General features: G+C 71.2%; 21 protein-coding genes and 1 pseudogene. 11 read left to right on the forward strand and 11 right to left on the reverse strand.

The window, feature by feature from the left end; all coding sequences use genetic code 11:
* The coding region (locus GT007_RS19805) for an AI-2E family transporter (protein ID WP_160123403.1) at positions 1 to 1,432 on the reverse strand (1,432 nt) is incomplete at its 3' end.
* Between the two features lie 81 nt (positions 1,433 to 1,513).
* Here GT007_RS19805 and GT007_RS19810 point away from each other — a divergent pair.
* Entirely contained in the window at positions 1,514 to 2,398 is an 885-nt protein-coding gene (locus tag GT007_RS19810; protein WP_160123404.1) for a YihY/virulence factor BrkB family protein, read from the forward strand.
* Between the two features lie 138 nt (positions 2,399 to 2,536).
* Here the strand turns inward: GT007_RS19810 and GT007_RS19815 are convergent, their stop codons facing one another.
* Complete coding sequence (locus GT007_RS19815; RefSeq protein ID WP_160123405.1) at positions 2,537 to 4,159, reverse strand: thiamine pyrophosphate-binding protein; 1,623 nt, start codon at positions 4,157 to 4,159, stop codon at positions 2,537 to 2,539.
* Between the two features lie 117 nt (positions 4,160 to 4,276).
* On the opposite strand from GT007_RS19815, the gene GT007_RS19820 reads away from it, so the two are divergent.
* The gene (locus GT007_RS19820; protein WP_160123406.1) at positions 4,277 to 5,704 is read left to right on the forward strand and encodes a tetratricopeptide repeat protein; all 1,428 of its coding nucleotides are present in this window, start codon (positions 4,277 to 4,279) and stop codon (positions 5,702 to 5,704) included.
* 48 nt (positions 5,705 to 5,752) lie between these two features.
* On the forward strand, positions 5,753 to 6,544 hold the full coding sequence (locus tag GT007_RS19825; protein WP_160123407.1) for a substrate-binding domain-containing protein: 792 nt from the start codon (positions 5,753 to 5,755) through the stop codon (positions 6,542 to 6,544).
* A 232-nt stretch (positions 6,545 to 6,776) separates the two neighbouring features.
* On the opposite strand, the gene GT007_RS19830 is transcribed toward GT007_RS19825, so the two are convergent.
* Genes GT007_RS19830 through GT007_RS19845 form a run of 4 tightly spaced genes read right to left on the reverse strand, consistent with a single transcriptional unit; the run spans position 6,777 to position 12,122 of the window.
* Positions 6,777 to 7,853 (reverse strand): TRAP transporter substrate-binding protein, encoded by a 1,077-nt coding sequence (locus GT007_RS19830; protein ID WP_160123408.1) that lies wholly within the window; start codon positions 7,851 to 7,853, stop codon positions 6,777 to 6,779.
* Positions 7,854 to 7,885: 32 nt separating this feature from the next.
* Positions 7,886 to 8,968: a xanthine dehydrogenase family Fe-S subunit gene (locus tag GT007_RS22905; RefSeq protein WP_328798961.1), complete on the reverse strand. Its 1,083-nt coding sequence runs from the start codon at positions 8,966 to 8,968 to the stop codon at positions 7,886 to 7,888.
* Positions 8,969 to 8,976: 8 nt separating this feature from the next.
* Positions 8,977 to 9,780 (reverse strand): FAD binding domain-containing protein, encoded by an 804-nt coding sequence (locus GT007_RS19840; RefSeq protein ID WP_160123410.1) that lies wholly within the window; start codon positions 9,778 to 9,780, stop codon positions 8,977 to 8,979.
* Positions 9,777 to 12,122, reverse strand: a complete 2,346-nt coding sequence (locus tag GT007_RS19845) for a xanthine dehydrogenase family protein molybdopterin-binding subunit (protein ID WP_160123411.1) — start codon at positions 12,120 to 12,122, stop codon at positions 9,777 to 9,779. Before GT007_RS19845 ends, GT007_RS19840 begins: the two co-directional genes overlap by 4 nt.
* A 203-nt stretch (positions 12,123 to 12,325) precedes the next feature.
* Between GT007_RS19845 and GT007_RS19850 the strand changes: the two genes are divergently transcribed.
* The gene (locus GT007_RS19850; RefSeq protein ID WP_160123412.1) at positions 12,326 to 12,910 is read left to right on the forward strand and encodes a MarR family winged helix-turn-helix transcriptional regulator; all 585 of its coding nucleotides are present in this window, start codon (positions 12,326 to 12,328) and stop codon (positions 12,908 to 12,910) included.
* A 286-nt stretch (positions 12,911 to 13,196) separates the two neighbouring features.
* Here GT007_RS19850 and GT007_RS19855 read toward each other — a convergent pair whose 3' ends face one another.
* The 5 genes from GT007_RS19855 to flgF are packed head-to-tail and all read right to left on the reverse strand — an operon-like array spanning position 13,197 to position 16,783.
* Positions 13,197 to 13,496, reverse strand: coding sequence for a putative quinol monooxygenase (locus GT007_RS19855; RefSeq protein WP_160123413.1), 300 nt, complete (start codon positions 13,494 to 13,496; stop codon positions 13,197 to 13,199).
* Positions 13,497 to 13,554: 58 nt separating this feature from the next.
* Positions 13,555 to 14,289 carry a flagellar basal body L-ring protein FlgH gene (gene flgH / locus GT007_RS19860; RefSeq protein ID WP_160123414.1) on the reverse strand — a complete coding sequence of 245 codons (735 nt, stop codon included), beginning with the start codon at positions 14,287 to 14,289 and terminating at the stop codon, positions 13,555 to 13,557.
* Positions 14,289 to 15,242, reverse strand: coding sequence for a flagellar basal body P-ring formation chaperone FlgA (gene flgA, locus GT007_RS19865; protein ID WP_160123415.1), 954 nt, complete (start codon positions 15,240 to 15,242; stop codon positions 14,289 to 14,291). The genes flgH and flgA overlap by 1 nt, the downstream gene beginning before the upstream one ends.
* Positions 15,242 to 16,027, reverse strand: a complete 786-nt coding sequence (flgG, locus tag GT007_RS19870) for a flagellar basal-body rod protein FlgG (protein ID WP_160123416.1) — start codon at positions 16,025 to 16,027, stop codon at positions 15,242 to 15,244. The genes flgA and flgG overlap by 1 nt, the downstream gene beginning before the upstream one ends.
* Positions 16,028 to 16,042: 15 nt before the next feature.
* Positions 16,043 to 16,783, reverse strand: coding sequence for a flagellar basal-body rod protein FlgF (flgF, locus tag GT007_RS19875; RefSeq protein ID WP_160123417.1), 741 nt, complete (start codon positions 16,781 to 16,783; stop codon positions 16,043 to 16,045).
* A 408-nt stretch (positions 16,784 to 17,191) separates the two neighbouring features.
* Here flgF and GT007_RS19880 point away from each other — a divergent pair, with 408 nt between their 5' ends.
* The 7 genes and pseudogenes from GT007_RS19880 to GT007_RS19910 form a co-directional block, all read left to right on the forward strand.
* Positions 17,192 to 17,704, forward strand: a complete 513-nt coding sequence (locus tag GT007_RS19880) for a flagellar basal body-associated FliL family protein (RefSeq protein ID WP_160123418.1) — start codon at positions 17,192 to 17,194, stop codon at positions 17,702 to 17,704.
* Positions 17,701 to 18,780, forward strand: coding sequence for a flagellar motor switch protein FliM (gene fliM / locus GT007_RS19885; RefSeq protein ID WP_160123419.1), 1,080 nt, complete (start codon positions 17,701 to 17,703; stop codon positions 18,778 to 18,780). Before GT007_RS19880 ends, fliM begins: the two co-directional genes overlap by 4 nt.
* On the forward strand, positions 18,777 to 19,214 hold the full coding sequence (locus GT007_RS19890) for a DUF6468 domain-containing protein (RefSeq protein WP_160123420.1): 438 nt from the start codon (positions 18,777 to 18,779) through the stop codon (positions 19,212 to 19,214). Before fliM ends, GT007_RS19890 begins: the two co-directional genes overlap by 4 nt.
* Positions 19,211 to 19,900, forward strand: coding sequence for a MotE family protein (locus tag GT007_RS19895; RefSeq protein ID WP_160123421.1), 690 nt, complete (start codon positions 19,211 to 19,213; stop codon positions 19,898 to 19,900). The genes GT007_RS19890 and GT007_RS19895 overlap by 4 nt, the downstream gene beginning before the upstream one ends.
* 37 nt (positions 19,901 to 19,937) lie before the next feature.
* Positions 19,938 to 20,318: a chemotaxis response regulator CheY gene (locus GT007_RS19900; protein WP_457852346.1), complete on the forward strand. Its 381-nt coding sequence runs from the start codon at positions 19,938 to 19,940 to the stop codon at positions 20,316 to 20,318.
* Complete coding sequence (locus tag GT007_RS19905) at positions 20,311 to 20,889, forward strand: protein phosphatase CheZ (RefSeq protein ID WP_160123423.1); 579 nt, start codon at positions 20,311 to 20,313, stop codon at positions 20,887 to 20,889. Before GT007_RS19900 ends, GT007_RS19905 begins: the two co-directional genes overlap by 8 nt.
* Positions 20,889 to 21,465 (forward strand): annotated as a pseudogene (locus tag GT007_RS19910) (hypothetical protein); the annotation flags it as partial. The gene GT007_RS19905 and the pseudogene GT007_RS19910, both read left to right, overlap by 1 nt.

The following is a 21,465-nucleotide window of genomic DNA, read 5'->3' on the forward strand; positions in this document are numbered from 1 at the left end:
TGTCGGTCACGGCATGCCCGGCCTCGGCCAGCGCCAGCGCCACGCCCGCGGCCGCCGCGCGGTCCAGCGCCCCGCCGCAGGGCAGCACCAGGATCGCGGGGGGCAGGGCGGGTTCCTCCCCGGCCTCATGCAGCACGCGCAGCAGGGTGCGGGCGGCGGTGGTGGCCAGGGCGGGGCCATAGCCCTCCTGCCCGCGCTCCGCGCCGATGCGCCCGATGGCGGGCAGCACCAGCGCCTCCAGCCCCGCCGCCACGCCCCCTTGCGCCGCCAGGATCTGCCCGGCCCCGCGCGCATCCCCTGCCAGCAGCCGCTGATAGAAGCGGGCCTCGGCCGGCAGGGCCTCCCCCGCGCCCAGCATCACGTCCAGAAAGCCCAGCCCCGGCACATGCCGGCCCAGGATGACCAGCCCCGCCGTCAGCGCCGGCGCCAGGATCAGCCCCAGCGGCCCCCACATCAGCGCCCAGAACACCACCGAGATCACATGCGCGAAGGGCGCGATGCCGATGCTGGCGCGATAGACCAACGGCTCCAGCCCATAGGCCGCGAGGATGGATGCCACGGCGAACAGGCCCGCCACCCACAGCGCGCTGCCCCAGCCCGGGTCGATCGCCATGGCCAGCAGCAGCGGGAACAGCACCGCCAGCGGCGTGCCCACGAAGGGCACGAAGCGCAGCCCGAAGGCCAGCAGCCCCCACAGCGGCGCGTTCGGCAGGCCGATCAACCACAGCGCGGCCGCGATCACCAGCCCGTACACCCCGTTCAGCGCGACCTGCGCCAGCAGATAGCGCCCCAGCCGGCTGGTGGCATCGCCCATCGCCTGGGTGGTGCGGTGCATGTCCTGCAACCCCGCCAGGCGCAGCACGCGGTCGCGCGCATCCTCCCGCTGGGCCAGCAGGAAGCCCATCAGCAGCAGCGTGACGCCCAGCGTGGCAAAGGGCGCCACCACCACCCGCGCGGCATCCAGCACGGCACGGAAGGGGGCCTCGGGCGGGTCCGCCAGGCGCACCAGGGGCTGGCCCGCCGGCACCGGGGCGGACATCGCCGCCCCCAGCCGGCCCAGCATGTTCACCAGCCGCTCGAAGGGCCCGGCCTCCTCGCTGAGCAGGGAGAGCTTGGCGCGCAGCACCGCCTCATAGCGCGGCAATTCGGCGGCCAGCGCCACCACCTGGCTGGCCAGCAGCCCCGCCAGCCCCAGCAGCACCCCCAGCACCAGCAGCAGCACGAGCGTGACCGAAAGCCAGCGCGGCACCCGCCGCGCCTCCAGCCATTCCGTCATCGGCAGGGCGGCGATGGTCAGCAGCAGCGCCAGGGCCAGCGGCGCCAGGATGCCGCGCCCCCAATAGATCACCAGCAATGCCGCCAGCAGCAGCACAGCCCTGATGGCCCAGCTCTCGCGGTAGGGCGTCGGGTAGACGGGGCCGAAGGGCGCCATGGCGTGGTCCTCTGATGCATCGGATCAACGCGCGGCACCCGGGAAACGTTACACTGCTGTAGACTGAGGAGAGAGCGAGGCATGACGCAGAATTCCGGCCCCCCGGAAGCGGCCCCGGCCGCCGTGTGGTGGCAGGCTTGGTCGGTGGCGACCTCCGACCAGATCTCGCTGGTGGCGGCGGGCTGCGCCTTCTACGCCATGCTGGCGCTGTTCCCCGCCCTGTCGCTGGCCATCGCCATCTATGGCATCGGCTTCGACCTGAACACGATCGAGCCGCAGCTGGCCGTGCTGGAGCGCCTGCTGCCCGAGTCCAGCTACCAGCTCATCGCCGGACGGGTGCGCGAACTGGTCTCCACCCCGCGTGAGACGCTGAAGCTGAGTGCCGTGATCGGCGGCGCCATCGCGCTCTGGAGCGCGTCCTCCGGCATCCGGGCGCTGCTGGGGGCGCTGAACATGGCGCATGGGCAAATGGAGGGGCGGGGCGTGATCGCCTTCTACGCCACCGCCTTCATCCTGACGCTGGGCGCGCTGCTGGCGGTGGTGGTGGGCCTCGGCCTGCTGGTGGCGCTGCCCACCGTGCTGCACGTGATCGGCGTGCCGGAGGCCGAATCCATGCTGCTGCGGGCCGCCTCGCTGGCCTTGCTGCTGGCGGCGGTGCTGATCGCGATCTCGCTGCTCTATCGCTATGGCCCGGCCAGGCCGCCGCGCTATTGGCGGGTGTTCTCGGCGGGGGCGGTCTCGGCCACGCTGCTGTGGCTCGTCGCCTCGGTGGGGTTTTCCTTCTACGTCACGCATTTCGCCAGCTACAGCGCCATGTACGGGGCGCTGGGCGCCGTGGTGGCGCTGCTGACCTGGATGTATGTCAGCGTCTACGTGATCCTGCTGGGCGCCGAGCTGAATGCCGCCATCGAGCGTTACCGGCACCGGGCCAGGCCGGTGCCGGCGCCGCCCGTCACAGCACGTTGAACAGGTAGAGCAGGATGATGATGGGAATGGGAAGCCCCACCAGCCAGAGCAGAACACCACGCATCTCGTCGTCCTCCTTCAGGTGATGGAAGGCAAACGCGCGATGGGGCGCCGGGATGGGAACAGGCGGAAAAAAATCTACAGCCGGCCGCGATAATCCTCCGCGTCGATCGGGCAGGCGATCAGGGTGAAGCGTTCCGTCTCTGCCAGCCCGGCGCGCAGCGCCGCCGCCAGCTCCGCCCGGCTGGTGGCCAGCAGGCCCTGGCCGCCCATCGCCTCGGCCAGCCGCACATGGTCGGTCCCGCGGAAGCGCACACCGGCGCGCGGCAGCTGCATGGCGGCCTGCTTCAACTCGATCAGCGCGTAGCTGGCATCCACGAACACCACCAGGATCACCGGCAGGCCCAGGTCGCGCGCGGTGGCCAGCTCGCCCAGCACCATCTCCAGCCCGCCATCGCCGATGAAGCACACCGCCCGCTGCCCCGGCCGCGCCGCCATGGCGCCGAGCGCCAGCGGCAGCGCCGGCCCCATGGTGCAGAAGCCCGAGGATTGCAGCAGCGTGCGCGGCGCCGGGCAGTCCCACACCTGGCTCAGCACGATGCGGTGGGCGCCGGAATCGACGGTGGCGACGATATCGGCGGGCAGGGCGCGCCGGGCCTCATCGGCGATGGCGGCCGGGCCCCAGTCCAGCGCCGCGCCATGGGCCCGCCGCATGGCGGCGCGCAGAGCGGCCAGCGCCGGCAGGTCCCAGCCCGCCCGGCCTTCATGCCCCGCGAACAGCGCCGAAAGCCCCGCGCCCACATCGGCTATCATGTCCAGATCCGCGCCATGCATGCCATGCGTCGGCGGGGCGGAGCCGATGGAGATCACCCGCGCGCCGGGCGCGAAGGGGTCGCGCCAGCCCACCCGCATCTCCACCGGGTCGTACCCCGCCAGGATCACGCAATCGGCCTGCCGCACCACCGGCAGCAGCGCGCCGTCCGACAGCGGGGACAGGCCCGCGCCCCCCAGCGCCAGGGCCGAGCCCTCATCCAGCAGCCCCTTGGCCTTGTAGGTGCTCAGCACCGGAATGCTGTGGCGGGTGGCGAGTTCGCCCAGCACCGCCCCCGCGCCGTCGTTCAGCGCGTCCACCCCGGCCAGCAGCAGCGGGCGCTTCGCCGCGGCCAGCCAGCCGCGCGCTTCCTCCAGCGCCGGGCCGGGGGCGGGGGCGGCGGGGGCCAGCCGCGCGGGGCGGGGCCAGGGCAAAGCCGGGGCGGGGGCTGCCGCCACGCTGCCGGGGATGTCGATCAGCACCGGGCCATAGGGCGGGGCCATCGCCAGGGTCAGCGCCTTGGCGAACAGGGCGGGGGCGGCCCCGGGCACCGCCACATGGAACGCGCCCTTGGTGATGGGCCGCAGCAGCGCCACGTGGTCGATCACCTGGTGGGTGTAGGTCGCGGCCTCCGCCGCATCCACCCCGCCCGAGATCACCACCAGCGGCACGCGGTCCTGGAAGGCATTGGCCACCGCATCCACCGCATTGGCCAGGCCGGGCCCGATGGTGGTGACCAGCACGCCGGGCGCGCCGGTCATGTGGTGCGCGCCCTCGGCCATGAAGCCCGCCGGGGTTTCGTGCCGCGCCAGGGTGAAGGCGACGCCCGCCGCGTTCAGCGCGTCGATCACCGTCAGCACCTCGCCCCCCGGCAGGCCGAAGGCGTGGCGGCAGCCCGCCGCCCCCAGCATCCGGGCCAGGATATCCGCGATGCGGGGGGTGTCGGTCATGGTGGCTTCCTTCGGCTGGTCCCGGGCTGCTTCGGCGCCGGGCCTCGTTCGGTTAGCAGCGTAACCCCGGTGGGCCGCGCGGCGAATGCCCCGCTGTCGCAACCCGGAACCGCAGCCATGCCGCAAGACCCTCGTGGAATCGCCGTCACCACCAGCACAGAGGCCGCGCTGGCGCCCCTGGAAGGCGCGGTGCAGGCGCTGCTGGGACACAGGGCGGAGCTGCCGGCGCTGCTGGCCCGCTGCTTCATGGCCGATGCCGATCTGGTGGCGGCCCATGCGCTGGCCGGCTTCGGCGCGCTGGTGCAGGCGCGGGCGGAGCTTCGCCCCGTGGCCGCGGAGCACCTGGCCGCCGCCCGCCGCAGCCTGCATCAGCGGGGCGGCACGGGCCGCGAGCGCCAGCTGGTGCGCGCCCTCAGCGCCTGGCAGGAGCACGGCCGGATGGAGGAAGCCGCCGCCCGGCTGGACGCGATCACCGAGGTGGAGCCGCTGGATGCGCTCAGCCTCAAGCTGTCTCATTCCATCCGCTTCATGCTGGGCGATGCCGCCGGCATGCTGCAGGGCGTGGCCGACGCCGCCCCGGCCTGGACCGAGACCACCCAGGGGGCCATCCCAGGCACCGGCCATATCCTGGGCATGCACGCCTTCGCGCTGGAGGAGAACGACGACATCCGCGCCGCCGAGGAGGCAGGCCGCCGGGGCGTTGCGCTGGAACCGCGCGATGTCTGGGGCTGGCATGCCGTGGCCCATGTGATGGAAAGCCAGGGCCGCGCGCGCGAAGGGCTGAACTGGATCGGCGCGCTGGAGCCGCAGATCGAGGCCACCGGCAGTTTCGGGCGCCATCTGCTGTGGCACTCGGCCCTGTTCCACCTGCATCTGGGCGACACCGACGCGGCGCTGGCCCTGTACGACGCCCGCATCCACGACCGCCCGGCCGAGGATGTGCGCGATTTCGCCAACGCCGCCTCCCTGCTGTGGCGGCTGGAGGCGCAGGGCGTGCCCGTGGGCCAGGCGCGCTGGGCCATGCTGGCCGATGTCGCCGCGCGCCGCGTGCATGACGAGGGGCTGGTCTTCATCGACCTGCACCACCTGCTGGCGCTCGGCGCCGCGGGGCGGGAGCTGGAGATGGCTGATAAGCTGGTGGCCATGCGCCGGCGCGCCATGGAAAGCCTGGACAGCCAGGCGGAGGTCGCGGCCCGCGCCGGCCTGCCCGCCGGCTGGGCCATCACGCGCGGCTTCGGCAAGGACCCGGCGGGCGCGGTCGATCTGTGGCGCGGCGCGCGGGAATACCTGCCGGGGCTGGGCGGCAGCCTGGCGCAGCGGGACCTGTTCGACCGCATGGCGATCGACGCCGCCATCGCCTCCGGCCGCATCGCCCTGGCGGTGGAGATGCTGCGCGACCGCGCGGCCACCCGCAGCTTCGGCGCCTGGGAGGGCCGCTGCCGCGACCGGCTGGACCGCATGGCCCGCGTCAGCGCCCGCCGCGCCACACCTTCCGCCCGCCCGGATCTGAGCCTTGTGGGGCTCGGCCGGCTGGGAGTGGCATAGCCGCGCGCGCCCCATTATCCTGCCCGCAACACACGGGAGGAACGTCCGATGATCCAGTTCTCGCGCCGCGCCCTGCTGGCCGGTGGTGCCGGCCTGTTCGGCCTGCCGGCCCTGGCCCGGGGCCAGACCATCCATGGCATGACCATCCATGGCATGACCTCTGGCGCCTTCACAGCCGCCTATCGCCAGCTGGTGCCGGTGTATGAGCGCCAGACGGGCAACAAGGTGGAAAGCGCCTTCGGGGCCTCCATGGGCGCCGCCCCCGATGCCATCCCCCAGCGCCTGGCGCGCGGGGAGCCCGCCGATGTCGTGATCCTGGCCGTGGAGGGGCTGGAACGGCTGGTCGAGGCCGGCCATGTCCGCCCCGGCAGCCGGCAGGACCTGGTGCTGTCGCGCATCGCGCTGGCGGTCCGCGCGGGCCAGCCGGTGCCGCCCATCGGCACCGTCGAGGAACTGCGCGCCGCCCTGCTGGCCGCGCCCTCCATCGCGTATTCGGCCAGCGCCTCTGGCGTGTATTACGAGACGGAGCTGCTGCAGCGCCTGGGCATCGCCGCCGAGGTGATGCCCAAATCGCGCCGCATCTACAGCGAGCGCGTGGGCACGGTGGTCGCGCGCGGGGATGCGGCGCTCGGCCTGCAACAGGTGAGCGAGTTGGTGCCCATCCCCGGCATCACCATGGTGGGGCCGCTGCCCGAACCGGTGCAGCGCGCGACGATCTTCGCGGCGGGCATCTGCACCCGGGCACAGAACCCCGAAGGAGCGATGGACCTGCTGCGCTTCTTCCGCTCGGCCGAGGCCGCGCCGGTCATCCGCGCGACCGGGCTGGATCCGGTGGGGTGAGGGTGCACCGGGGGCGCTGCCCCCGGACCCCGGCCAAAGGGCTCCGCCCTCTGGACACCCGCCAGGAGCCGAAAGGCCCCTGGACCCCATGAGTTAATTGAAAAGCCCGGGAGTGGACGATGTCCCCTCCCGGGCTTTTCAACTCCCGGTTTCCAAAGGCCTTTCGGCCTTTGGTGGGGATCCAAGGGGCAAAGCCCTTTGGCGGGGTCCGGGGCAGAGCCCCGGCACACCCTCACCGCCCCGGGATACGCGAGGTCAGGCGGAAGCTGTCCAGCGTGTATTCCGCCACGCGGAACCAGGCGTTGCTGTTGTCCAGGAACGGCAGCCAGGCGTCGTAGAGTTTCTTGAAGTCGGCGTTCTGGCCCGCGAGTTCCTCGAAGGTTTCGAAGCTGGCGCGGTACATGGCTTCCATCAGCGGGCGCGGGAAGATGCGCAGCTGGGTTCCCGCGCCCACGATGCGGCGCAGCGCGTCGGGGTTGCGGGCGTCGTACTTAGCCATCATCAGCGTGTGCTGTTCGTTCGCCGCGGTTTCGAACAGGGCCTTGTTCACCTCCGACAGGCTGTCCCAGGCGCCGGTGTTGACGATGGCGGTGATGGCCGCGCTGCCTTCCCACCAGCCCGGCGAGTAGTAGTAGCGGGCGATGCGGTGGAAGCCGAGCTTCTCGTCGTCATAGGGGCCGACCCATTCGGTGGCGTCGATCGTGCCGCGTTCCAGCGCCGAGTAGATGTCGGAGGCCGGCAGCACCTGCGGCACGGCGCCGAACTTGGCCAGGATGCGCCCGCCGAAGCCGCCGATGCGCATCTTCAGGCCCGAGAGGTCCTCCACCGTGCGGATCTCCCGCCGGAAGAAGCCGCCCATCTGCACGCCGACATTGCCGGCCAGGAAGTTCACGCAATTGTACTTGCGGTACAGGTCGCGCAGCAGCGCCATGCCGCCGCCCTCATGCACCCAGGCCGCCTGCTGGCGCATGTTCAGGCCGAAAGGCAGGCCGCCGTCGAAGGCCAGGTTGATGTCCTTGCCCAGGAAGTTGGAGGCCAGGATGTGCGAGCATTCGACCGAGCCGGTCTGCACCGCGTCGAAGCTCTGCAGCGCGGGGGCGATCTCGCCGCCGGCGAAGCACTGGATGGTGAACTTGCCCTCGCTGAGCTGGGTCACGCGGCGGCACAGGGCCTCGGCGCTGCCGTACAGGGTGTCGAGCGATTTCGGCCAGGTGGTGGCCATGCGCCAGCGCACCAGGCCTTGAGAGAGGGCAGGTGCGGCGAGCACGGCGCTGGCGGCCGCGCCCGCGAGTACATGTCTGCGATCCATCATGAAGCTCCCGTTGTGTCTTGGTGGTGGTGCTATCGCCCGAACCGCGCCTTCAGCGCGGCCCAGAGCAGTTGGAACAGGTTGAGTGCCGCGGGGGCGGCCGGCGGCGCCTGGCCGGCCAGCCGGGCCTGGAGGTTGGCGGCGAATTGCGCGGCCAGCCGCCGCACGAGGTCCGCCACCAGCCCCGAGCGCCCGAATTGCGCCAGCGCGCCGGTCAGGCGCCATTGCAGGGTGATGGCGACGTCTGTTCCGGTGGCCGATGGGGTCAGCGCGAAACGCAATTCGCCCTCGGCCGAGGAGCCGGTGCCGCCATCGCGCCCCGCGCCGCGCAGCACGCCGCTGCGGGTGGCGGCATCGAGTGACACGGTGCCGGTGCCCGCGAAGGCCACCTTGATGGGGCCGAGTGCGACCCGCATGCGGCCCTTGATCGCCTCGCCATCCACCTCGGTGATCTCGGCGCCGGGCAGGCAGGCGGCCAGTGCGGGCAGGTCGCCCATGGCGTCCCACACCTGGTCGGGCGGGGCGGCGATGGCGATGGTCTCGGTCAGGCTGGTTCCGCCCGTCAGCGGCTGGGCGGCGCGCGGTGCCGCGGTTTCGACGGGCGCCGCGACGGCGGCGGCGGCCAGCGCGGTTGCCGCGATGGGGGCGGCACTGTCCCGCGGCGCGCAGCCCCTGGCCGTGGCGCAGACCGCGCCGACGATGCCGACATAGCCGGTGCAGCGGCAGATATTGCCCGACAGCTCCTCCCGCACGCGGGCCTCCGGCACCTCGCCCAGCCGCAGCACGATGTCGCGCGCGGTGACCAGCATGCCCGGCGTGCAGAAGCCGCATTGCAGGGCGTGATGGGCCGAGAATTCCTCGCGCAGCTTCGCCATGGTCGGGTCGGTGTCGAAGCCCTCGATGGTGGTGATCTCGGCGCCGTCGCAATCGACAGCGTAGCTGATGCAGGAACGCTGCGGCACGCCGTCGATCAGCACGGTGCAGGCGCCGCACACGCCCTGCTCGCAGCCCAGATGGGTGCCGGTCAGGTTCAGCTTCTCGCGCAGCAGGTCGGCCAGATGGGTGCGCGGTTCGGCCAGCAGTTGCTGGCGCTCGCCATTCACGGTGAGGGTCACGGGTAGCATCAGCGGGCCTCACTCAGCATGGCCAGCGCCCGGCGCAGGGCCACGGCGCGCAGCTTGCGTTCAGGGGGCGGGAGGTGCGGCAGGCGCTCGGCCAGCTCCGCGTCCAGATCGGGCGTTTCGCCCGCCAGCAGCGCGGCGGCGGCGCGGGGCAGCAGGGCAGGGGGGCCTTCGACGGCACCCGCCACGACGCGCGCCAGCGGGCCGTCCAGCACCGCCATGCCGATCGCCATGGCGAATTCGCCGGTCTTGCGGTTGATCTTGGCATAGCCCCAGCGCGCGGCCGGGCTCAGGCGCGGGATCTCGACCGCCGCCAGCATCTCGTCCTCGGCCAGCGCATGGGTGAAGGCGCCGAGCATGAAGGCTTCCGCCGCGATGGCGCGTTCGCCGGCCGGCCCCCGCGCGATCATGGTCGCGCCCAGCCCCGCCATGGTGGTCACCCAATCGGCGGCGGGGTCGGCGTGGCACAGGCTGCCGCCCAGCGTTCCCCGGTTGCGCACGGCGCGATAGGCGATGCCGCGCGCCACATGCGGCAGCAGGCCGCGCGTCACGTCCTCGATGCGGCCATCCTCGATCTCGGCATGGGTCAGCGCGGCGCCCAGCCGGGCGGAGGTGGCGGACAGCGCCACGGCGCGCATGCCCTCGGCGCGCTTGATGTCCACCAGCTTGCCGGGGCGCGCCAGGCGCAGGTTCAGCATGGGGCCCAGCGACTGGCCCCCCGCCAGCGGCCGCGCGCCATCCCGCAGCGCCGCCAAGGCTTCGGGAATGGTCGCGGCGCGCGCGTAGTCGAAGGCGGCGGGCTTCATGCCTGGGCCTCCGCGATGGCGGCGCGGATGCGTTCGGGCGTCGCCGGGATCTGCGTGATGCGCACGCCCAGGCCCGACAGCGCATCGTTGATCGCGTTCACGATGGCCGCCGGCGGCGCGATGGCGCCCCCTTCGCCCACGCCCTTGATGCCGTGCGCGGTGTGGGGCGACAGCGTTTCCGAATGGCTGATGCGGAAGGCCGGGATTTCGGTGGGGCCGGGCAGGATGTAGTCGATCAGGGTCGAGGCCAGCGGCTGGCCCTGCTCGTCATAGGGGCTTTCCTCGAACAGCGCGGTGCCGACACCCTGCGCCGCGCCGCCATAGGTCTGGCCCTCCACGATCATCGGGTTGACCATGCGGCCGCAATCCTCGGCGATCACGTAGTCCAGGATTTCCACGATGCCGGTCTCGGGGTCCACCGCGATCTTGGCGGCGTGGCTGGCATAGCTGAACACGCCATTGTCGGTGGCGGGCTTGTAGCCCTCGGTCACTTCGAGGCCGGCGGTGTTCACGTCCTCGGGCAGTTGCTCCGGGCGCAGATACCAGGCGCGGCCGACATCGGCGTAATCGAGGCTGGCGGCGCCGGCATGGATGCGGCCGTCGCGGAATTCGATCTGCTCGGCCTCGGTCTGCAACAGATGCGCCGCGATGGCCTTGATCCGGCCCGCCAGCACCTCTCCCGCGCGGGAGACGGCGCCGCCCGACATCACGATGCCCCGGCTGGCATAGGCGCCGGTGGAGTAGGGGGTGGTGGCGGTATCGCCGAGCGTGACGCGGATGTTCTCGAAGGGCACGCCGGTCATGGAATGGGCGATCTGCGCGAGCGTCGTTTCCAGCCCCTGGCCGATGGTGTGGATGCCCGCCCGCACCTCCAGCGCGCCATCGGGCGTCAGCTTCACCTGCGCCTGGTCATAGCCGGGCACCAGCGGCAGCCCCCAGGCGGCGAAGACCTTGGTGTTGTGGGCCGATTGCTCGGTATAGGTGGCGAAGCCGATGCCGAGGTAGCGGCCCTTCTCATCCCGCGCCGGCCCGGCGCGGAAGGCGTCCAGCCCGATCTGCTCCCGCACCGTCGCCAGCGAGGCCGGATAATCGCCGCTGTCGTAATGCTTGTTGGTGACGTTGACGTAGGGCATGGCCGAACCGGGCACGAGATTCTCCGCGCGCACGTCGCAGGCCTCCCGCCCCACGGCGCGGGCGATGGCGTCGATCGTCAGCTCGATGGCGAAGCACACGCCCGGCCGCGCCACGCCGCGATAGGGCGCAAACGGCGGCTTGTTGGTGGCGACCGAGAACACCTCGGCCCGGTAGGCGCGGAAATCATAGGGGCCGGGCAGGTTGCCGCCGGCCTGCGCCGCCTCCAGCACCGCGGTGAAGGGCCACACCGAATAGGCGCCGGTATCGACCTCCACCTGCGCATCGAGGCCCAGCAGCCGCCCCTGCTCATTGGCATAGGCCGTGAGCGTGTAGTGGTGCTGCCGCGCATTGGCGCCGGCGACCAGATGCTCGCGCCGGTCCTCGATCCAGCGGAAGGCCGCCTTGCGCGTCAGCGCCAGCCAGGCGACGCAGATCTCCTCCGGTTGCAGCAGGCATTTGTAGCCGAAGCCGCCACCCACATCCGGCGCCGCCACCCGCACCATGGCCTGGGGAATGCCCAGCACCTCCGCCAGCCCGCTGCGGATCAGATGCGGCACCTGCGTCGAGGTCTGGACCACCAGCATGCCCGCCCGGTGGTCCCACCAGGCGACGACGCCCTTGCCCTCCATCGGGTGCATCACCTGGCGCGCGCAGGTGATGTCCAGCTCCACCTTCACCGGGGCCGTGGCCGCCACCGCCTCGATGCCGCTGTCGAAGCGGCTGTGTAGGAACAGGTTGTCGCCCCATTCGGGGTGCAGCAGCGCGGCCCCCTCGGCACGCCCCGCAGCGCAGCTGGCGATGGGGGGCAGGGGCTCGAACTCCACCTCCGCCCGTTCGGCCAGGTCCTCGGCCGCGGCACGGTCGGCCGCCACGGCCATCGCCACGATCTCACCTACATAGCGCACGCGATCCCGCGCCATGACCGGCCAGGAGGACAGCTTGTAGCCCGGGATGGAGGACCGCGTGACGATCTCCCCCACCCCCGTCAGGTCATCCAGGAACAGCAGGTCCGCACCCGCCGGCGCCCGGCGCGATACCACACGCGCATGCGCCACCGGGCTGCGCAGGAAGGCCACATCCCGCATCCCCGCGATGCGGATATCGGACGTGAACTGCCCCCGGCCGGCCAGATGCCGCGCATCCTCCTTCCGCCGGACCCGGGCGCCGATCCCGCCCCCGCCCCTGGCCCCGCCCCCATCACCGTCCATGACCGCCCCTTCCGCTGCCGGGGCGTTCTTGGCGGGCCCATGGCCCGCGACCTGCCTGTATCCTGGCCATGAGCATGCCCCGTTAAGCCCTGCCAATAGGGGGCATGCTGATGAATGCGTTGACCCAGGTCAATGAAAAGCGAGTGGTTGGAGACACCCCCCGCGCGGGTTATGTTCGCCGCAAGAGCGAAGAGTGCTGAAAGATGCGGCAACCCCCGACCACCCCGAAGCCCCCACGCCGCGCCAAGCGTACGGAAGCCGCCACCCAGGCCGTGGCCGACGCCGTGACCGACCCGGAACTGCGCGAACTCATGACCCGCGCGCCGCTGTGGCGCCGTCCGGGCTTCCTCGTCCGCCGCCTGCACCAGATCCACAGCGCCCTGTTCCACGAGGAATGCGCCGCCTTCGACATCACCCCCGTGCAATACGCCGTGCTCACCGCCATCTCGATCAACCCCGGCGCCGACCAGCACTCCATCGCCCAGGAAGTCGGCATCGACCGCACCAATGTGGCCGACGTGCTCTCCCGCCTCGCCCGCCGCGGACTGGTCCGCCGGCAGCGCGGCGAAATCGACCGCCGCACCTACCTCGCCTGGCTCACCCCCGAAGGCGAAACCCTGACCCGCTCCATGCTCTCCGCCATGCGCAACGCACAGGAACGCCTGCTCAGCCCCCTCGACGAGCCAGACCGCGAAACCTTCATGTCCCTGCTCATGCGCCTCATCAACGCCAACAACGACGCCAGCCGCGCCACACTGGGGCCCGCCAAGGTGGAACGGGCGGCTTAGGGGCGCCCGGTTTCCGGGGGGGGCGTTACGCGAGAGGGGCTTTGCCCCCCTCGCGCTCCCCCCACCAAAGGCCGAAAGGCCCTTGGAACCCAATGATTTGGAAGTTGGGAGAGGGGGCACCAAGCGCGCTTCGGGCTGCAAAGCCAGTCGCGCCCCCTCTCCCAACTTCCAAACCTAACTGATGGGGTCCAGGGGCCTTTCGGCTCCTGGCGGGTGGGGTGTGGGGAGGGCAGAGCCCTCCCCGCATACGGCCTTCCGGAAACCGGACGCCCCCAGGCCGCCGGTTTCACATATGGCAGACGGTGAGGGTGCGTTTGGTGATGAGGCTGCTGTAGCTGTCGCGCACCTTGGCCAGGCGGGGGTTTTTGCCGTGGGCGTCGAAGGCGGCGGGGTCGGCGTAGATTTCCACCAGCATCACGCGGGACAGGTCCGGGCCGTCCTTGGTCTGGGGTTGCAGCACGTCGAAGCTGACGCAGCCGGGTTCTTCCTGTTTGGTCAGGCGGGCGTGCTCGCTGATGATGGCGTGGAAGGCCGCGTGGTTCGCCGGTTCCATGTGGAATTCGACGATGATGCCGATCTTGGGCATGGGTGTTTCCTCTGTTGCCGGGCGAGGGTAGCGCAGGCTCGCCCGGCGTCGAGGGGGGTCAGAACGGCAGCAGCGCGTCCAGCACCTGGGTGCCGACCCGGGGCTGCTGCACGTCGGACAGCGCGCCGCGGCCGCCGTAGATGATGCGGGCCTCGGCCAGGCGGTCGTGGCGCACGGTGTTGTCGCTGGCGATGTCCTGCGGGCGCAGCACGCCTTGCACCATCAACTCGCGCAGCTCGTGGTTCACGCGCACTTCCTGCCGGCCGGCGACGACCAGGTTTCCGTTGGGCAGCAGCTGGGTGACGGTGGCGGCCAGGCGCAGGGTCACGGCATCGCTGCGGCGGATCTGGCCATTGCCGTCGGTCACGCCGCTGCTGTTGGTGTTGACCAGGGAGCCGGGGCTGGTCTGGCTGGGCAGCACGCGCGGGACGGAGGTTTCGAGGCCGAACAGGTTGCTCATGCCCATAGCCTGGGTGCCGGTGCGGGTGGCTTGGGTGCGGTTCTGCAACTGGGCCTCGTCGGCGATGGAGACGAGCACGGTGATCAGGTCCCCCACCTGCGCCGCGCGCTGGTCGCGCAGGAAGGTGCGGCTGCCGGCCCGCCACAGGGAGTTGGAGCTGGCCATGGGCTCCTGCGGGGCCGGCACGGGCATGGCGATGTTGCGCACGCCCGGTTCATTGGCGGGGTTGGTGACGGGCGAGACCGGCGGCGGCCGTCCGATGCGCGACAGCCGGTCGGCGGTGCCGCAGGCGGACAGCGACAGGGCAAGGAGAAGGAGGGGAAGGATGCGCATCAGGGCTGCTCACGGTCTCGCAGGTTACGGGTGGGCACGCTGCCCATGGCCACGCGCACGCGGCCGGGGCCGATCACCTCGCCTTCCAGCACCGCGCGGCTGGCGAGGTTGATGACCGGCACCATGGCGCCGCGCGGTGCTGCCTCCAGCGCGCGGCCGGCGGCGGTCAGGGTGATGCCCGGCGCGTCCAGCAGCAGGGTGATGGGCTGGTTGCGCTGGATCAGGCTGGGCGGGCCCAGATCGGCCAGCGGGATGGGCCCCTCGGCCGCGATCGGGCGGTGCAGTTCCTGGCCGATCACCTGGTCGGCGCGGCTGGCCATGCCGCTGCGGATGCGTTCCACGCGCATGCGCACCTCCCGTACATCGGCGGGCGTCAGGCGTTCGCCCATGCCCATGCGCCGGGTGGCGATGACCACGGGGGTGGTGGCCATGGCCCGGCCCGCGATGCGCAGGCGCTGGGTGGCCATGCCCTCGGCCGTGATGACCAGCGTGGCGGCGAAGCGGTTGCCGGGCGATTCCAGCAGCGCGCCCTCGATGGTCAGCTGGTGGATGGAGGCCAGCGGCACCATGGGCGAGACCCAGCCGGGCAGTTCCAGCTCGGATTCCGCATCCAGCCCCATGCGCAGCAATTCCTCGCGCAGGGCCATCTCCACCTCGGCGCGTGGCACGGGGCGGCCGGGGCGTTCCAGGATCACGCGGTCGGCGACGGACATCGGGCGCCAGGGCACGCGGTGCATCCGCGCGATGGCGGCAAGCTGCTCGGCCTCCAGCACGATGCGGCGGCCGGGGGCGGGGGCGGGGCCCAGCGTGGCGTCCGCCCGCGCGCCCGCGTTCTCGAACAGGTCGCGCACGCGCACCACCGGGTCCTCGACGGTGGAGACGGGGCGGATGAACGCCATCTCCTGCGCCCAGGCCGCCACCGGCAGCAGGGCCAGCAACACCAGCGCGCGCATCACCGCAGCTTCGCCACGGCCGAGAGCATCTCGTCGGAGGCGACGATGACGCGGCTGTTCATCTCATAGGCGCGCTGGGCGGTGATGAGGTTCGTGATCTCCTGCACCGTGTTCACGTTCGACGTCTCGATGAAGCCCTGCAGAAGCTGCCCGTAGCCGGGCTGCCCGGGGGCCGCCGCCTGCGGCTGGCCGGAGGCGGAGGTGGCCAGGTACATGTTCTCGCCGGAGGCTTCGAGCCCGCCTTCGTTCGGGAAGATCGCGAGCTGGATCTGGCCCACATTCTGCTGCGCCACCTGCCCGTCCAGCGTGACCAGCACCTGGCCCGAGGCATTGATCGTCACGTCACGCGCATTGGCGGGCACGGTGATGCCGGGCTGCACCACGAAGCCCTCCGCGGTCACGATCGTGCCTTCCTGGCTGAGGGCGAAGGTGCCGTCGCGGGTATAGGCCACATCGCCGCTGGGCAGCTGCACCTGGAAATACCCGTTGCCGCGGATGGCCAGGTCGAAGCGGTTTTCCGTCTGCTGCAGGTTGCCCTGTTCCGAGATGCGGTAGATCGCGGCCGTGCGCACGCCCAGGCCGATCTGCGCGCCGGAGGGCAGGATGGTGCCGGTGTCGGAGCTGGTGGAGCCCACCCGCCGCAGGTTCTGGTAGATCAGGTCCTGGAACTCCGCGCGGCGGCGCTTGAAGCCCGTGGTGGTCATGTTGGCCAGGTTGTTCGAGGTGACCTCGACATTGGTCTGCTGGGCCATCATGCCCGTGGCGGCGATCGCGAGGGAGCGCATGGGTTATCCTCCGTTTCAGCGGACGCGCAGGATGCGGTCGATGGCGTTGGTCAGACGCTCGTTCTCCCGATCCACGAAATTGGTGACGAGCTGGAATTCGCGGGTCTCGGCGATCATGCGGGTCATCTCGACCACGGGCTGCACGTTGCTGCCCTCCACGGCACCCTGGGTCAGGCGCGGGCGCTCGATCGGCTCGGCCTGCTGGCCGGCGGGGTCCAGCAGGCGGTCGCCCTCGGCGCGCAGCATCTGCGGGCTGGCGAAGCGCGAGACCTGGATCTGCCCGATCACCCCGTTCTCGGAGCGGATGGTGCCGTTGCCCAGAATCTCGATGCGGCTGTCATTGGCGGCGATGGCGATGGGCCGGCCCTGGGTGTTCAGCACCGCATTGCCCTGCTGGTCCACCAGTTGGCCGTTCACGCCCACGGTGAAGCGCCCGGCGCGGGTGTAGCGGATGCCGCGCTGGGTCTCGACGGCGAAATACCCCTCGCCGGTGATGGCGACATCCAGCGGGTTGCCGGTGGTCTGGATCGGGCCCTGGCTGTCGTCGCGCCAGGTCGCGCGGTCCCAGGAATAGGAGACCTGGCGGCCGCCGCGCGGGTTCTGGATCAACGCCTGCATGGCCGGCTGCTCGGCGAAGATGGGGCGGGACTGGCGGTAACCCGGGGTGTCAGCATTGGCCAGGTTGTGCGCGGTGATGTCCTGCGCCCGCATCTGGGAGGCCATGCGGGAAAGGGCGATGTAACCGGGGCTGTCCATGGCAAGCAGGCTCCTGCGAAGGCTCGGGATGGAGTTGGCAAAGGGCGTGCCAGCGAGGGGGCGCCGCCCCCTCGCGCTCCCCCGGCCCTCACCGCGGGGCGAAGCCCCGCACCCCGGAAGCCGAAAGGCCCCTGCACCCCATCAGTTTGGTGCTGATCCTGGTGGGGTGTTTTCCATTGAATTTTATAATGAAAATGGCACCAAGCCTGCCCGGACGAAGCACCAATCAACGGGTTCCAAGGGCCTTTCGGCCTTTGGCGGGGGAGCCGAGGGGGGGCGCCCCCTCGGGGCAGGCTGCCCGGCACCGGCGTCTTCTGCCCGGCAGGAATTGCCCCCGCCGGGCCGGAACGGTTGATTAACCCCGGCCATGCCACACAGGCGGACGGACTTGCATGAGGTCACTGCCGCATGGCGAAGGCGGAAGCCGCACCAGAGGAGGGCGCCCCCAAGAAAGGGGGACGCAAGAAGCTGATTCTGCTCGCGCTGCCGCTGGTGCTGGGCGGGGTGGGGGCGGGGCTGTGGTTTTCCGGCATCCTGCCGAAGCTGCTGGGCATGGGCCATCATGAGGAAGCCCATGCCGCCGCCCCGGCCGAACCCGCGCCGCCGCCCCCGCCGCGCCCGGTCTTCGTGCAGATGCCCGACATCACGGCCAACCTGAACGCGGGCGGGCGGCGTGCCGTCTATATCCGCCTGAAGAGCCAGCTGGAGGTGGTGGGCGAGCCCGACGCCCAGGCGGTGCAGGCCGCGATGCCGCGGCTGGTCGATCTGTTCACCACCTATCTGCGCGAAATGCGGCCGGAGGAGATGCGCGGTTCCGCCGGCACCCACCGCCTGCGGGAGGAGCTGATGGCGCGCGCCGCCATCGCCGCCCACCCCGCCCGCGTCACCGATGTGCTGTTCCAGGAGATTCTGGTGCAATGAGCCCCCCCCCGAGCGAACAGGAAGAAGAGGACCTCGCCGCCGCCTGGGGCGCGGCGCTGGAGGATGAGGTGGGGGAGGCGGTCGCCGAATCCCAGGCCGATGCCGCCCGTGTGCTGAACCAGGCCGAGATCGACAGCCTGATGGGCTTCAACGGCGGCGACGGCGGCGGCGGCGAGCAATCGGGCATCGAGCGCATCATCAGCTCGGGCCTGGTGTCCTACGAACGCCTGCCGATGCTGGAGATCATCTTCGACCGGCTGGTGCGCATCATGTCCACCTCGCTGCGCAACTTCACCTCCGACAACGTGGAGGTCTCGATCGACAGCATCGCCAGCCAGCGCTTCGGGGATTACCTGAACAGCGTGCCGCTGCCGGCGATGCTGGCGGTGTTCAACTGCCGCGAATGGGACAATTACGGGCTGATCGTGGTGGACAGCGCCATGATCTATTCCGTGGTGGACGTGCTGCTGGGCGGGCGGCGCGGCACCTCGGCCATGCGCGTCGAGGGGCGGCCCTATACCACCATCGAGCGCACGCTGGTGGAACGCCTGCTGAAGGTGGTGCTGAACGACATGACGGAGGCTTTCGCCCCCGTCGCCGATGTGCATTTCGAATTCGACCGGCTGGAGGTGAACCCGCGCTTCGCCATGATCAGCCGCCTGTCCAATGCCTGCGTGCTGACGCGCCTGCGCGTGGACATGGAGGACCGCGGCGGCAAGATCGAGCTGCTGCTGCCCTATGCGACGCTGGAGCCGGTGCGTGAGCTGCTGCTGCAGCAGTTCATGGGCGAGAAGTTCGGCCGCGACAGCATCTGGGAAACCCATCTGGCCGAGGAATTGCGCCACACCAAGGTGGCGCTGGAGGTGGTGCTGGACCAGCAGATGATGCCGCTGTCCAACATCATCAACCTGAAGCCCGGGGACATGCTGGTGCTGAACAGCAAGCCGCAGGCGCCGGTTCGGCTGCAATGCGGCCAGGTGCGGCTGTTCACGGCCGAACTCGGCCTGGTGGAGAGCAAGGCCGCGGTGCGCATCCTGGAGGAATCCCAGCCCCAGATGCCGGAGGGCGTGGCATGAGCATGCTGGAATGGGTGGCCGACGCGCTGGTGCTGCTGATGCTGGGGCTGTGCATCCCGGTCAGCTGGCGGCTGCACCGCTCCCTCACGCGCGTGCGGTCGGAGCGCGAGGCGCTGAACACCAGCGCCGCCGACCTGACGGAGGCGACCCGCGCCGCCGAGGCCGCGCTGCGCGGCATCCGCGCCAGCACCGAGCAGGCGGGGCGGCAGCTGGGCGACAAGGTCGCGGTGGCGGAGCCGCTGCGCGATGACCTGCGCTATCTGATCGAGCGCGCGGAAAGCCTGGCGGACCGGCTGGAAAGCGCCGTGCAGGCGGCCCGCCCCCTGGCCCAATCCATGGCGCAGGACCGCCCGCCGCTGTCGGTGGTGAAGGGGCTGGAGGCCCGCAGCGCCACCGAGCGGCAGTTGCTGCAGGCCCTGGCGAAACGCTCATGAAGGGCTGGCTGCCGCGTCTGAGGCTGCTGCCGCTGGCGCTGATCTCCATGGGCTTCCTGGCGGTGGTGAAGCTGGAGCGGCTGTTGCAGCCCGTGCGGCCGGCGCCGGTCGTGGCCGCCGTGCCGGCCAGGGCGGCCGTGGCGCCCTCTCCGGCGCCGGAGCCCGCGCCGCCCCCCGTCCTCAATCTGGGTGCGGCCATGGCGTCCTCTCCGGCGCCGGCCCCCGCGCCGCCCCCCCCGCCGCCCCCACCCGCCCCGCCGCCGGAACCCGATCCGCGCGCCGAGGCCGAGCGCGCCCTGCTGGGCAGCCTGCGCGCCCGTCGGACGGAGCTGGACCACCGCGCGGAGGAGCTGGCCCAGCGCGAATTGCTGCTCCAGGCCTCCGAACGGCGGCTGAATGAGCGGCTGGAGGAGATGCGCGCCCTGCAAACCCGGCTGGAGGGCGAGTTGCGCGCCCGAAATGAGCGCGAGGAGGCAGGAATTCGTCAACTTGTCCGCGTCTATGAATCCATGCGGCCGCGCGACGCGGCCACCATTCTGGATGATCTGGAGATGCCGGTGCTGTTGCAGGTGATCGACCGTATGCGTGAGGCGAAGGCGGCCCCCGTCCTCGCCGCCATGCGCCCGGACCGAGCGCGTGCGGTGACCACCGAACTGTCACGGCTGCGAAGCCGCGCCCCCGACTGATTGCTTTCGCCCATTCCGCGCCAAGAGGGATATGCCGATGGACAAGAACACCAACATCCTGATCGTCGATGACTACAAGACGATGCTGCGCATCATCCGCAACCTGTTGAAGCAGCTGGACTTCAACAATGTGGATGAGGCCTCCGACGGCTCGGAGGCGCTGACCAAGCTGCGCGCGGGCAATTTCGGCCTGGTGATCAGCGACTGGAACATGGTGCCGATGACGGGCCTGGACCTGTTGAAGGAGGTGCGCGCGGATGCGCGGCTGAAGAACCTGCCCTTCATCATGATCACCGCCGAGAGCAAGACCGAGAATGTGGTCGCGGCCAAGCAGGCGGGCGTGTCCAACTACATCGTGAAGCCCTTCAACGCCGAGACGCTGAAGGAGAAGATCGAGAAGGTGATGGTCCATGCCTGACGCCCCCGATGCGGTGGAGCAGGCGGTGCGCCAGGTGCTGACCAGCATCAACGGCGACCTGACGCCCACCGAGACCATGCTGCTGGGTGAGCTGGAGGCGCTGGCGCAGGAGATTCAGCGCGCGAAGCGCGAGATCTCCGCCCTCAGCATCGGCGACATCAGCGACAGCCACATCCCCGTGGCCACCGATGAGCTGGACGCCGTGCTGGCCCACACCGCCGAGGCCACCAACGAGATCCTGGACTGCTGCGAGAAGCTGGAGAACACCGCCCCCGAACTGCCCGAAGGGCCGGCCGCGGTGGTGAACGACGCGGTGACCCGCATCTATGAGGCATGCTCCTTCCAGGACATCACCGGCCAGCGCATCGGCAAGGTGGTGACGGCGCTGAAGGCGATCGAGGCGCGGCTGATGCGGGTGACGGACCGGTTCGGTTCCGTGTCCTCCGCGCCCGCCGAGCCCCAGGCGCCCGATACCCGGACCCAGGGCCAGCAGCTGGCCAATGGGCCGCAGCTGCCGGGCAACGCGTCCTCCCAGGCCGAGATCGACAGCCTGCTGGCGAGCTTCGACTGATGCGCGCCCTGGTGCTGCTGTGCTGCTCCCTGCTGGCCGCCTGGCCGGCGGCGGCGGAGCGCATCCGCATCAGGACCGGCGATCACGGCAATTACGGGCGCGTGGTGTTCGATTGGCCCAGCGCCCCCCGCTACAGCCTGGACCAGCAGGGCCAGACGGTCACGCTGCGCTTCGAGCAGGAAGGGGAGCTGGCGCTGGACATGCTGCGCCGGCTGCCCCGCAATTTCGTCAGTGCCCGCGCCATCGCGGGCGGGGTGGAATTCCAGCTGGCCCCGGGCGCCCGGGCGCGGCATTTCCGCAACGGGCCGAAGGTAGCGATCGACGCCACGGATGGCGCGGAGGGGGCAGGGGCCCCGGCCGCGCAGGCGGCGCTGGCGCCGGCGCCGACCCCAGCCCCACCGGCCCAGGCCGTGCGCGCGCAGGCCACCCCCGTCCAGGCCGCCCCCATCCAGGCCGCTCCCGCCCGACCCGCGCCCGTCACCGACACGCCGCCGCCTTCGCCCGCCCAGGCCGCTGTCCCGCCATCTCCCGCCCCGCAACCTGCCCCGGCCGCGCCGGTCCCGCCGCCTGCCCCGG

It is taken from the genome of Rhodovarius lipocyclicus (assembly GCF_009900765.1).
Lineage (GTDB): Bacteria > Pseudomonadota > Alphaproteobacteria > Acetobacterales > Acetobacteraceae > Rhodovarius > Rhodovarius lipocyclicus.

Coding starts and splice junctions, on each gene's coding strand:
- GT007_RS19895 (WP_160123421.1), top strand. CDS start 19,211: ATGAAGGGCTGGCTGCCGCGTCTGAGGCTGCTGCCGCTGGCGCTGATC.
- flgA (WP_160123415.1), bottom strand. CDS start 15,242: ATGCGCGCGCTGGTGTTGCTGGCCCTGCTGCCGGTGGCGGCCTGGGCG.
- GT007_RS19815 (WP_160123405.1), bottom strand. CDS start 4,159: ATGACCGACACCCCCCGCATCGCGGATATCCTGGCCCGGATGCTGGGG.
- flgG (WP_160123416.1), bottom strand. CDS start 16,027: ATGCGCTCCCTCGCGATCGCCGCCACGGGCATGATGGCCCAGCAGACC.
- fliM (WP_160123419.1), top strand. CDS start 17,701: ATGAGCCCCCCCCCGAGCGAACAGGAAGAAGAGGACCTCGCCGCCGCC.
- GT007_RS19905 (WP_160123423.1), top strand. CDS start 20,311: ATGCCTGACGCCCCCGATGCGGTGGAGCAGGCGGTGCGCCAGGTGCTG.
- GT007_RS19830 (WP_160123408.1), bottom strand. CDS start 7,853: ATGGATCGCAGACATGTACTCGCGGGCGCGGCCGCCAGCGCCGTGCTC.
- GT007_RS19855 (WP_160123413.1), bottom strand. CDS start 13,496: ATGCCCAAGATCGGCATCATCGTCGAATTCCACATGGAACCGGCGAAC.
- GT007_RS19890 (WP_160123420.1), top strand. CDS start 18,777: ATGAGCATGCTGGAATGGGTGGCCGACGCGCTGGTGCTGCTGATGCTG.
- GT007_RS19810 (WP_160123404.1), top strand. CDS start 1,514: ATGACGCAGAATTCCGGCCCCCCGGAAGCGGCCCCGGCCGCCGTGTGG.
- flgF (WP_160123417.1), bottom strand. CDS start 16,783: ATGGACAGCCCCGGTTACATCGCCCTTTCCCGCATGGCCTCCCAGATG.
- GT007_RS19820 (WP_160123406.1), top strand. CDS start 4,277: ATGCCGCAAGACCCTCGTGGAATCGCCGTCACCACCAGCACAGAGGCC.
- GT007_RS19850 (WP_160123412.1), top strand. CDS start 12,326: ATGCGGCAACCCCCGACCACCCCGAAGCCCCCACGCCGCGCCAAGCGT.
- GT007_RS19825 (WP_160123407.1), top strand. CDS start 5,753: ATGATCCAGTTCTCGCGCCGCGCCCTGCTGGCCGGTGGTGCCGGCCTG.
- GT007_RS19900 (WP_457852346.1), top strand. CDS start 19,938: ATGGACAAGAACACCAACATCCTGATCGTCGATGACTACAAGACGATG.
- GT007_RS19880 (WP_160123418.1), top strand. CDS start 17,192: ATGGCGAAGGCGGAAGCCGCACCAGAGGAGGGCGCCCCCAAGAAAGGG.
- GT007_RS19845 (WP_160123411.1), bottom strand. CDS start 12,122: ATGGACGGTGATGGGGGCGGGGCCAGGGGCGGGGGCGGGATCGGCGCC.
- GT007_RS19840 (WP_160123410.1), bottom strand. CDS start 9,780: ATGAAGCCCGCCGCCTTCGACTACGCGCGCGCCGCGACCATTCCCGAA.
- flgH (WP_160123414.1), bottom strand. CDS start 14,289: ATGCGCATCCTTCCCCTCCTTCTCCTTGCCCTGTCGCTGTCCGCCTGC.